This is a genomic window from Micromonospora sp. NPDC047738 (genome assembly GCF_040642675.1).
Taxonomy (GTDB): Bacteria; Actinomycetota; Actinomycetes; order Mycobacteriales; family Micromonosporaceae; genus Micromonospora.
Window position 1 is genome coordinate 56,062 of the sequence record NZ_JBEYSO010000032.1, and the last position, 11,262, is coordinate 67,323.

General features: G+C 68.3%; 10 protein-coding genes. 2 read left to right on the forward strand and 8 right to left on the reverse strand.

The features are described from left to right. Window positions 1-7: 7 nt before the first annotated feature. The 4 genes from ABZ783_RS31675 to ABZ783_RS31690 all read right to left on the reverse strand — a co-directional run bounded on the left by ABZ783_RS31675 (window position 8) and on the right by ABZ783_RS31690 (window position 4,992). A complete protein-coding gene (locus ABZ783_RS31675) occupies window positions 8-652 on the reverse strand; it encodes a response regulator transcription factor (protein WP_357444784.1) in 645 nt (214 codons plus the stop codon). After that, a complete protein-coding gene (locus tag ABZ783_RS31680; protein WP_357444787.1) occupies window positions 643-1,818 on the reverse strand; it encodes a histidine kinase in 1,176 nt (391 codons plus the stop codon). The genes ABZ783_RS31675 and ABZ783_RS31680 overlap by 10 nt, the downstream gene beginning before the upstream one ends. A gap of 85 nt (window positions 1,819-1,903) precedes the next feature. Then, complete coding sequence (locus ABZ783_RS31685) at window positions 1,904-4,114, reverse strand: MMPL family transporter (protein ID WP_357444790.1); 2,211 nt, start codon at window positions 4,112-4,114, stop codon at window positions 1,904-1,906. A gap of 50 nt (window positions 4,115-4,164) precedes the next feature. Continuing rightward, on the reverse strand, window positions 4,165-4,992 hold the full coding sequence (locus tag ABZ783_RS31690) for a DedA family protein (RefSeq protein ID WP_357444793.1): 828 nt from the start codon (window positions 4,990-4,992) through the stop codon (window positions 4,165-4,167). 263 nt (window positions 4,993-5,255) lie between these two features. Between ABZ783_RS31690 and ABZ783_RS31695 the strand changes: the two genes are divergently transcribed. Then, window positions 5,256-5,753, forward strand: a complete 498-nt coding sequence (locus ABZ783_RS31695; protein ID WP_357444796.1) for a DinB family protein — start codon at window positions 5,256-5,258, stop codon at window positions 5,751-5,753. Window positions 5,754-6,067: 314 nt separating this feature from the next. Here ABZ783_RS31695 and ABZ783_RS31700 read toward each other — a convergent pair whose 3' ends face one another. Beyond that, window positions 6,068-6,562 (reverse strand): DinB family protein, encoded by a 495-nt coding sequence (locus tag ABZ783_RS31700; protein ID WP_357444799.1) that lies wholly within the window; start codon window positions 6,560-6,562, stop codon window positions 6,068-6,070. Window positions 6,563-7,318: 756 nt separating this feature from the next. Here ABZ783_RS31700 and ABZ783_RS31705 point away from each other — a divergent pair. Further along, on the forward strand, window positions 7,319-8,323 hold the full coding sequence (locus tag ABZ783_RS31705; protein ID WP_357444802.1) for a zinc-binding dehydrogenase: 1,005 nt from the start codon (window positions 7,319-7,321) through the stop codon (window positions 8,321-8,323). 193 nt (window positions 8,324-8,516) lie between these two features. Here ABZ783_RS31705 and ABZ783_RS31710 read toward each other — a convergent pair whose 3' ends face one another. The 3 genes from ABZ783_RS31710 to ABZ783_RS31720 form a co-directional block, all read right to left on the reverse strand. Then, entirely contained in the window at window positions 8,517-9,818 is a 1,302-nt protein-coding gene (locus ABZ783_RS31710) for a caspase family protein (RefSeq protein WP_357444805.1), read from the reverse strand. After that, complete coding sequence (locus ABZ783_RS31715) at window positions 9,815-10,168, reverse strand: hypothetical protein (protein ID WP_357444808.1); 354 nt, start codon at window positions 10,166-10,168, stop codon at window positions 9,815-9,817. The genes ABZ783_RS31710 and ABZ783_RS31715 overlap by 4 nt, the downstream gene beginning before the upstream one ends. A gap of 166 nt (window positions 10,169-10,334) precedes the next feature. Then, entirely contained in the window at window positions 10,335-11,213 is an 879-nt protein-coding gene (locus ABZ783_RS31720) for an RNA-guided endonuclease TnpB family protein (RefSeq protein ID WP_357444821.1), read from the reverse strand. Window positions 11,214-11,262: the final 49 nt, after the last annotated feature.

An 11,262-nucleotide genomic window follows, 5' to 3' on the forward strand; every position in this document is an offset into this window, starting at 1 on the left:
TGAGCGGCTAGGAGCCGAGGTAGTGCAGGATCGCCAAGACCCGGCGGCTGTAACCGGTCACGTGGGACAGGTCGAGCTTGTCGAAGATGGTGTTGATGTGTTTCTCGACCGCGCTCTGCGACACATGTAGGCGTTCGGCGATCGCGGCGTTGGTGTGTCCCTGGGCCATGTGGTGCAGCACGTCGCGCTCGCGAGGGGTGAGGCGGTTGAGCGGATCGGTGTGACTGGTGGCGGACACGAGTTGCCGGACGACCTCGGGGTCGAGCGCCGTTGCACCGGCGGCGACGCGGTCGAGTGCGTCGAGGAAGTCTTCGACCTGGGCGACGCGGTCCTTCAGGACGTAGCCGACGCCTTCGGACCGGTCGGCGAGGAGTTTGGCGGCGTAGCGTTTTTCGACGTACTGGGAGAGAACGAGTATGGCGATGTGGGGCCAGCGGCCGCGGATCTCCAGCGCGGCCCGCAGTCCGTCGTCGGTGTTGGTGGGCGGCATGCGGACGTCGGTGATGACGACGTCGGGGTGGTGCTGTTCGACGGCGGTGACGAGCTGGTCGGCGTCCGCGACCGCGGCCACCACCTGGTGTCCCTCGTCGGCGAGGAGGCGGGCCAGCCCTTCGCGCAGCAGGGTGGAGTCTTCGGCGAGCACTACACGCACGGCAGCTCCGCCCGGATTGTCGTGGGGCCGCCCGCTGGGCTCTGCAGGTCGAACTGTCCGTCGAGGGCGGTGACCCGGCGAGCGAGCCCCTGTAGGCCGCTGCCGTGTGGGTCGGCACCGCCGACGCCGTCGTCGCGCACGTGCATCTCGATTCTTGTACCCCGCGCCTCGATCTCGATGGTGATCAGGGTAGCTCGGGCGTGTTTGGTGGCGTTGGTGATCGCTTCGCAGGCGACGAAGTACAGCACGGTCTCGATCGGTCGGGCGGGCCGGACCGGTACGTTGTAGCTGATTTTGACGGGCGTCGCCGATCGTTGCGCCACCATGCTCAGCACCTCGTCCAGGCTGGTGTGGTCGAGCGCGGAGGGGTAAACCCGCCAGGCAACGTCCCGCAGGTCGTCGACGGCGCGCTGGACGTCCTCGTGCGCCTGCACGAGAAGTTCGCGCGCCTTGTCGGGGTCGCGGCTGCGTCGCGCCCGCCCGAGCAGCATGCCGAGTGCGACGAGGTGTTGCTGCAGCCCGTCGTGGAGGTCGCGCTCGATGCGCTGGCGCTCCACGTCGACCGCGGCGATGACGCCGGCCCGGCTGACGGCCAGTTCGCTGATCCGCCGCTCCAACGCCTGGCGCGTGTTGGATTCGAGCAGGCTGCGGGCCAGCCACCGGTCCAGCGTGGCCACGCTGGCTATCGCCTGCAGATTCACGACCAGCAGGGCTGCCCCGATGAGGCCCTGCAGCAGGAAGCCGGCCATGGTCATGGTGCCCGCCACGAAGGAGCGCACCACGATGGCAGCAAGCACCGCGCCGACCACGAGCAGGCCGGCGGTGATCACGCCGAGCACCGCCGGTAGGAGCCGGGCGGCGAGATAGCCGAGCACACGCGGTCCGCTCGCCCGAACCCGTGGCGGGGTTGGTGCCGAGGCGGTGACGGCCAGGCGTTGCCGCTCCCACTCGCCGAAGCGCCGGGCGTACCGGACGGTGGTGGTGCCGATGCGTCGGCGAGCAGCTGGCGCTGGCGAGACCGCGATCACGACGAGCCCGGCGAGGAGCAGGAACAGCAACTCGGCCGCAGCGGTGAGGACGCCGACCGCCACGCCCGCCACCGGTCGGCTCCACCGGACCATGGCGCCCATCCACGACCGCCGGCCGTGCGTCGCGCGTTCTGCCACCTGGCCGTCCCTCCACAGCTCATGATGTCTCGGACCGATGGCGGCCGGTCACGAGCACGCGTGCCCCGCCGCCCACCCAACCTAGCTACCGGTCACCGGCAGCCATGATGACCTGCGTGTCGGCGTCGCTGCCGCGCGGTGTGACATCGGTTTTACGACGGCCGGCGAGGAATCGCGGGGCCCACCAGTTCGCTTCGCCGAGCAGCCGCATGAGGGACGGCAGGACGACCGCGCGGATGATGGTGGCGTCGATCAGGATCGCAGCGGCCAGCCCCACGCCGAGTTGTTTGAACTCGACGATCGACAGGGTGGCGAAGATGCCGAAGACGGCGACCATGATGATCGCGGCGCTGCTGACCGTGGACGCTGACGAGACGATGCCCTGCTCGATTGCCTGCCGGGTCGGTACGCCGCGCTGAACCGCCTCGCGGATGCGGCTCACGACGAACACGTGGTAGTCCATCGAGAGCCCGAAGAGGATGACGAACAACATCAGCGGCAGCCACGACACGATCGCGCCGTTGGAGGTGAACCCGAGCAGGTCCTCCGCCCAGCTGTGCTGAAACACCAGTACCAGCAGCCCGTACGAGGCGGCCACGGAGATCGTGTTGAGCAGGATCGAGGTCAACGCCACCACCAGCGACCGGAACGTGACGAGCATGACCAGGAAGGTCATGCCGAACACGAACGCGACAACCGGCGGCAGCGCCCCCGCCATTCGGTCGCGGAAGTCGGCATCGCTCGCGGTACGGCCGGCCACCGCCCACTGCGTATCCGGGACCGTGCCGACCGTCTGCGGCAGCAGTTCGCTGCGCAGCCGGCGCAGCGACTGGGTCGCCTCGCTGCTGTCGCTGGCGCCCGCCACGTGGACGGTGGCCAGGAAGACGGTACCGTCGCCGGACCTGCGCACGGTCGGGGGGCGATCTTGGGCGAACCGGCTATCCCCCTTGATCCGCGTGGAAAGCTTGGCGAGTTCTCGCTCTACCGCCGGTCCGTCGGCGACATCAGTGCGGATCGAGATGAGGTGGCTGGTTCCCAGCTTGTTGCTCGGAAACGCTTGGGCGAGACGATCGTAGGTGCGCAGGATCGGGATCGAGCGGGGCAGGTCGGTGGCGGTCGGCCGCTTGAGGTTCATTTCCAGTGCCGGGACGGCGACGATAACCAGTGCTCCGACAGAGAGTACGAACGTCGCCAGCGGCGCGCGTAGCGCTGGTCGCAGGACCGCCATCCAGAAGCGGCTATGCTCCGCCCGCTGGATTCGTCGACCGAGGAAGGGCACTCGTGGCCGGTCCACCCAACGCCCGAGGGTGACCAGGATCGCGGGTAGGACGGTGAGGGATCCGATCACCGCCACCCCGACGACCAGGATGGAGCCGGTTGCCATCGAGCTGAACGTGTTGTCGCTGACCAGGAACAGGCTGGCCATGGCGACCATGACGGCGACGCCGGAGACCAGTACCGCGTGCCCCGAGGTGGCAGCTGCGATCTTGATCGCGCTGCGATGGTCGCGCCCGCAGGCTCGTTCCTCCCGCTCGCGGCGTAGGTAGAACAGCGAGTAGTCGACGCCGACGGCCATGCCGATCAGCAGGATGATGCTGCTGACCAGTTCCCCGGCCGGGAAGATATGCGAGGCGAACTGGGCCAGCCCCATGGCACCGGCCACGGCTGACAACGCCAGCACGACGGGCACTCCGGCGGCGATCAACGCGCCGAAGCTGAACAGCAGGATCACCAGCGCGACCGGCACGCTGATCAGCTCCGCCTTGACGAAATCCGCCGCCAGCGTCTCGGTCAGCGCCTTCGCCAAGGACGCCGACCCCACCTGCTCCACCCGCAGGCCGGGGTACCGCTGCTGGACCTGAGTCGTGGCCTCCAGCAGCGGTCCGACCCGCGCGTCGGCGTCGTCCGCCAAGCCGGTCATCTCGACCTCGACCAACACCGCGTCGCGGTTGGGCGAGGTGACCGGGTCAGCGACCTTCGCCACCTCGGGCAGCGCGCGCATCCGCGCCAACAGGTCGGCCGCCACAGCCCGAGCCTGTTGGAGATCGAGATCGCCGGTCCGCGCCGTGATCAGGACACTCTCCGCCGCCGGGGCCTGCGGGAACGCGCCGGCCTGCTCGATGCGGTCCGCGCGGGCCAGTTCTCCGTGCAGGCTGTCCTGCGTGGTGGCCTTCACCGTGCCGACCAGGCTGCCACCGACCAGGCTGGCCGCCACGAAACACAGCCAGACCGTGATCGCGAGCCAGGGATGGTTGGCGCTCCATCGGCCGGCCCGCATGGTAAACGGCGCGCGCACTACATGCCGACGGCGGCGCCCCGCCGGTGCGCGGTTATCGAGGCCTGGCGTCATCGGCTCTCCCCCGATCGGCGCGGGGTTCCGTACACGGTGCCGCGTACGGCCGGGGCCGACTTGTCGGCCCCGGAGCGCCCGTACGGCTCGGCGCATGTGCCCGACCTGTACGGTTCGGGCTTGTTCGGTGCCAGGTCCTTCTCCATCGCCGACCCCCGCCGGCGCACATTGATCACGCGGGAAACGACGAAGTACCCCACAGCGAGCGCGCAGACCGCGATGACGAGGTTCTGGAACGTCCCGACATACGACTCGACGGCATGCCAGTTCTCCCCGAGCAGGTAGCCAGCCATCACGAACACGATGTTCCAGATCAGACTGCCCAGCGTGGTGTAGAGCAGAAACGTGGCGAACCGCATTCGCTCCACACCGGCCGGAATGGAGATGAGGCTGCGGAAGATCGGGATCATCCGACCGAAGAAGACCGTCTTCACCCCGTGCCGGGCGAACCACGCCTCCGTCCGGTCAATGTCGCTCAGCCTCACCAGCGGCAGCCGCGCCGCGATTGCGCGGACCCGGTCCCGCCCGAGCGCGACGCCGACGCAGTACAGCGACACGGCGCCCACCACCGAACCAGCGGTGGTCCAAATGATCGCGGCGAACAGGTTCATCTTGCCCTGACTGGCGGTGAACCCCGCCAGCGGCAGGATCACCTCGCTCGGGATCGGCGGGAACAGATTCTCCAACGCGACCGCCAAGCCGGCCCCGGGGGCACCGAGCCGCTCCATCAGATCGGTCACCAACCCGACCAGACCGCCCTGGGACGGATCAGACTCCTGGGCCAACAGGCCAACGTGCATCGACACCTGACACAAACGGATCATGCCGAAGACGCTATGAACTCACCACGGCCCGGACCATGAGGTCAACCACCGACCTCAGCAGGCCGACCTCAACCGCCCGGAGTGCGGAAAACCGCACCTCCCACCGACACCCCTAAAGTGAGGCCGCACCTCTCAGCGGGGCAGCGGCCACCACATGGACATCAAGGTGCGAAGTTCGACCATGCGCCGCGTGATCAACATGGCAGCGGGCCGAGCACAGCGCTCGCCGTCGCTCCTGTGCAGCGGTCTGGAATGCTTTGCCCATGCCTTCCTACCCGCCTACCTTCGCCGACCAGATCGTCGCACAGCCAGCCCGTGCCCAGTTCGAGGCGTTCCTCGACGAGCACCGCGGCGCGCTCAATGGCTGCTTGGACGGGCTGACAGAGAAACAGGCGCGCCGATCGTTGGTGGCCTCCCGGACCACGCTGCTGGGTCTTGTGAAGCACGCGACTTTCGTCGAGAAGGTCTGGTTTGACGAGGCCGTCACGTGCCGGTCGCGCGCTGAGATCGGCATCCCTGCGACGTCAGAGGAGTCGTTCATCCTCGATGACGACGACACGATCGCCACCGTCCAGCACGCACATCGCGAAGCCTGCGAAGCATCACGCCATGCGACGTCATCCCTGGGTCTGGACGACATCCTTCACGGACACCGCCGGGGCCCGCTCCCGCTGCGGTGGGTGTATCTCCACGTGCTGCGCGAGCTCGCCCAGCACTGCGGGCACGCAGACATTCTTCGAGAGCAGCTCATCAACGACTAGTGCGCGGACGTCCGCTAAGTAGGCTCCCCTCCCTGCAAAGACATCGCCGGGAGCGGGGTTCTAAGCTGGGTCTCGGCGGGTCCGGGAAGTGACTTCTCCGAAGAGCCGGCTTGGGGATGCGAGTTGGTCACGCTGGAGTCAGTAGTCGTTCCCCGGCGTCCTCCCGGGCCCGTCGCCGCGGCTACGGCGTCGTTGATCATGCGCCGGTAGACGATGTCAGGCAGGCGCCGTTTCAGAGACCGCATCGCCTCGATCGATGTCTTTCCGGAAGCTGCGTAGCACCGGATGGGGGTACGGCTCCGAGTCGCGATCTCCTACCGGCCGGTGGCACCGTCGATAAGCTCTCGCAGGATGTCGGCGTGACCGGCATGCCGGATGGTCTCGCTCGTCATGTGGGCGAGCACCCAGCGAAGCGTACGAGGCGTGTCACCGACGGGTTGCGCGGTGAGGACGTCGGGGCCAGCGGCTGCGATGATGTGGGCGTCGCTCTCGGCGATCGCGGTCCGGTAGCCGACGATGATCTGATCCGGGGACCGGTCCGGCTCGACCACCATGTCGGAGTCGACGTCGGCGTAGCGCGGGTCGCCGGCGAACGTGTAGCCGAACCAGTACCGTTCGGCGTCGGTCAGGTGCTGGACCAGGCCCAGCAGTGTGGTGTCGGAGACGACCAAGCGGCGTCGCAGCTGCTCCTCGTTCAGCCCGGCGACTTTCTTCAGCATGCATGATCGAGCGAAGGACAAAAAGGCGAGGGTGGTGTCGAGCTCGCCACCGTCGTTGCGCGGCACGGCTTCGCGTTGGGATTCGATCATGCCCGGACCTTACGTGCGTGTCGTCCGGGCGAGCCGGGCGGGGACGTCATCCGACCGGTACCGACCAGGCGCCCGCTCATCGACACGACCGCGCATCGAACGCCACCGCACGTTCGTCACCGCCCTGGCTTCTGGTCGGCGGCCGGATCCAGGGGTCGACCTGGATCGGCGCGATCACAGGCGAAGATCGACGGGCGATTGGAGATGGCGCGGAGCGCGGCAAGCGGCACACGTCACCACCAGAGCCACTGGGCACCGCGGCGGTGCTGCTGGGTGGTCGGGATGGTCTCGACAACCCCGTTTCCGCGATGTTCTTTCCCGGCGTTACGGCAAGCGACCTTCGCGGCCTGACGCTCCCGGCTGGTCCAGACGGCGTTGATGAACCAGTGCGGCGGGCCGCCACCACCGGCCAGCCACCGCAGGCCGCTCCGCGGATGATGCGGACCGTCTTTGTCCGTACGAGACATGGCTGCCCCCTTTCGAGGCCGCGAACGCGGCCACCTAACGGGGGTGGAACGGGGCGCTGATCCTTGTCCGTGAGGCCATTACCGCAGGATAGGCCATTGCATCCACAGGACGGCGACCGAAGTTCAACGAGCCGCACGACCAGCGCAGATGGTGCACCTGATCATCATCGAAAATCGCGAATCAACAGTGGTGACCTTGGTCTCCCTACCCTCAGGGTGCACCTTGACCTCAACCAACCTTCAGCTTGAAGACTGGCCAGGACGCCGTCTCACGTGAAGGGTGCAACAGATGCGCGCAATCCAGGTGGCCGTGTTCGGCGGTCCGGAGGTGCTGTCCCCCGCGGAGCTGCCCGACCCGGTGCCCGGCCCCGGCCAGGTCGTCGTCGGCATGGCTGCGGCGGACGTCATTCTTCTCGATACCCTGCTGCGCAGCGGCTGGGGCCAGGACTTCTTCCCGCGGACGTTGCCGTACGTCCCAGGTGGCGGAGGAGCGGGCGCGGTGGTGGAGACCGGCGAAGGGGTGGACCCGGCATGGATCGGTCGGCGTGTGGTCGTCCGGACCAGCACCGGTTACGCCGACCGGGTTGTCGCGGATGTCGAGGAGATCATGCCGGTGCCCGACGGGCTGGCCATCGAGGCGGCGGCCGCGCTGGTGCACGACGGCGTGACCGCGCTCAGCCTGGACCGGCTGGGCACGCCGGAGAAGGGAGAATGGGTGCTGGTTTCAGCGGCTGCCGGCGGAGCCGGATCGCTGCTGGTGCAGCTGGCCGTCGACGCCGGAGCCCGGGTGGTCGCCGCCGCATCCAGCGACGTCAAACTGGCGCTGGCCGGCGAGCTGGGCGCGGAGGTTGCCGTCGATTACACGCGGTCGGACTGGATCCGCCGGGTGCGGGAGGTGACTGGCGGCGGCGCCGCGTTGGTCTACGACGGGGCGGGTGGCCCGCTCGGCACGGCAGCCTTGGAAGCGGTGGCCGACGGCGGCCGGTTCGTCACCTACGGCACGGCCGACGGCTTCGCCGCACCGGACCCTGAGTCGGCCGCGCGCCGCGGCATACGGGTGCTCGCTCCGCTACTGGACGGCCCACCGAACCAGGAGACCGTGCGCGAACTGCTGGGTCTTGCGCTGGAACGGGCCGCGGAGGGACGGCTGCGGCCGACGATCGGCGCCACCTACCCGCTGGACCAGGCCACTGACGCCCACCGCGCACTTGCCGCGCGCACGACGGTGGGCAAGTCACTGTTGCTGGTCAGCGGCCAAACGGCCAGCGCCGGGCCGTCCGACTCAACCTGTTGACCAGCAACAACTCCCAAGTGACACGCGGTCGTAGGGCGTGCCTCCCGACACAACACCCCAGGTCACCCCCCACACAGACCTCCGAATCAGTCAACCGTGGGCCAAGTCGGGCCTGACAAACAACGACCCTCTCCGAGCCGTACGTCCACCAGGCGTCGCTCCGGGAACGGTAGTAGGTGCCACGCCGCCGGCGTTACTGGCAAGGGCGGCTACTGCGCGGTGCTTTGTCTCGGCCCCACTGCACCTGGAACTCCACCGGGGTGTCAAAATCTTCGTTGTTGGCATTTACGTTCGGGTATAGCCGCTTCAGCAGCACGAAACGGATCCAAACGCCGTCGCGTTGCGGTACCACGATCGATTCCCCGATCTGGGAACCTTTCACGCTGCAGCTGATCTCGGGGGTTACCACGTAGAAGAAGATGCCATCCTGGTTGACCCCTGTCAGTCCGATCACGACGGAACCGTCGGTCGTCGGGACGTCGCGGCGCCAGCTTGCGGTTACCTTCTGCGTACGCGGAAGGGTGGTGCTCGTCATCGTCGGCGCCTCTGGGGTGCGACTGCTCGTGGCAGGGCCCGCTGAGACGCCGGGAGGGGTGGAGCCGATCACCTGCGGTCTCCTCGGGTCGAGGTCGAGCGCGAAGGCGCTCGCGAGCCCGGCAGCGGCGACCACCAGACCTGCGGCTACCGACCACGGGAGAATCCGGCGCCGTCGAGGCTGCTCGTACGTCCTTGCCGGAGTCTCGGCTAGGGCGCCCGTGGCAGGGTTGCGGACCAGTGCGATCCGGTTGCCGCCGTTGCGGCTGCGGCGCTGCGGAATCGGCTGGCCCCGGCTTCGCAGCTCGGATTCGACCTGGTGAAATAGGGTGTCCATGTCGAGCGGATCGGGGCCGCCGGGTACGCCGTTCTCCAGAGCGCTCAGCAGCGCCGCGGTGAAGGCGGTGTACCTGTTTCCCGGTGGGGCCAGGGCCAGTGTCGTCTCAGCGGTGGCAGTCATCAGGTACGTGCCGTCGATGACGGCGTGATCGGCCAGCGGCCCCGGTGCGGCCATAAAGCCCGACATCGCCCGCCCGCTGAAACAGCAGTCCAGAATCACCACCTTCGCCCGGCAGCGCCGCGCGGTCGTAACCACCTCCCTGCGTACCTGGGCGAAGCGCACCGCATGATGCAGCGCGTTCGCAGCACCGCCGACCAGCGCGAGCTCCAGCTCGCCGTTGTCCAGCAACCCGTGGCCCGCGAAGTACACCACCAGCGCATCGGTGGCCTCCGCGGCCGCTTCGTGGATCGGATCGAGGATGTCCTGAGCAGTGACCGGATCCACGACCAGGCGGCAGTTCTCCGCGGGCAACCCCCACCGGTCGGCGTCGGTGAGCACGGCGGACAGGGCGGCTACGTTGGCCGCGGCGGCAGGGATGGCCGGCATCCGGGTGTACGCCGAGACACCGATCAGCACGGCCCGCGACCTCGCCGGATCGGGCAGGTAGGCGGCCGTGGTCACTGCGTGGCCTGATCCGATCCGCCGTTCTCCCCAGCCAGGAACTGCCGGATCACGTCGGCGTTCCCGGCGTCGCCGCTCGGCAGGGTCAGGGTGGCACCGTCCGCCCGCGTGATCGTGACGGTCCCGGGACGTGAGCGGGAACGACGCCATGCCTCGACGGCCAGCGCAAGACTCGAGATCGCCGTCGCCTGCCCGAGCACCACATCGATGATCTCCAGTGCGCCGAGTTTCCCCGGGTCGGCCGGACCGGGCCGTACCTCAGCGCCTCGGATCAGGCTGGCGTCGACGCGCAGCCAGTCAAAGAGCTCAGCCGAAGCTGCGGCATCGTCCATACTGATCCGTATCTGCATGCCGCCTCCTTCTCCGCTCGCCGACCATCAGTGACCATCCTTGACATCCTCCCGGTCCTGAAGGTGCCGGGATTCTCACGGTCGCCCGTGAGGTTTCCTGTTTCATCGCCGACTGCCTTGCCGGGAGGATCTTCCCTTGGGGTCTTACAGCAGCTCCGCAGGCGTTTTACCTCTCCGCCAGCCCGGCGGCGAGGATGTTTGTCGCGGCGTTGATGTCCCGGTCGTGCTCGGCCCCGCAACCCGGGCACGTCCAGATGCGCTCGTTGAGGGCGAGGGTGGTGTTGATCCGCCCGCACCCGGAGCAGGTTTTGGACGTGGGCAGCCACCGGTCGACGGGGATCACCTCACGCCCGTACCAGTCGGCTTTGTACTCCAACATGCTGCGGAACTGACCCCAGGCCGCGTCGGAGATGACGCGGGCCAGGCGGCGGTTACGGAGCATGTTACGCACGCTGAGATCTTCGATCGCGACCGTTTGGGTCTCACGGACGAGTCGGGTGGTCAGCTTGTGCAGGTGGTCCCGACGCCGGTCGGCGATACGGGCATGGATCCGGGCCACTCTGAGCCGGGCTTTGGCCCGGTTCGCGGAGCCCTTCTGTTTGCGGGCCAGGTTCCGCTGCGCCTTGGCCAGCTTGCGCCGGTCGGCCTGCCCGTAACGCGGGTTGGCCACCTTGCCTTCCTCGTCGCTGATTCCGGGGATCGGGTGAGACAGGGTGAGCAGACTGGTGATGCCCGCGTCCACACCCACCTCGGCCGCGGCGGGCGGCAGCGGCTTCACGGCCGGGTCCTCCACCAGGATGGATACGAACCAGCGCCCGGCGGCGTCCCGGGACACGGTGACCGTGGAGGGTTCCGCCCCTTCTGGCAACGGTCGGGACCACACGATGTTCAGCGGGGCGTTCATCTTGGCCAGGGTGAGCCGGCCGTCCCGCCAGCGGAACGCGGAGCGGGTGTACTCCGCCGACGCCCCGCGACTTGCGCTTGGACTTGAACCGCGGGTACCGGGACCGCTTGTCCCAGAACGCCACGAACCCCGCCTGCAGATGCCGCAGCGTCTGCTGCAACGGCACCGACGACACCTCGTTCAGGAACGC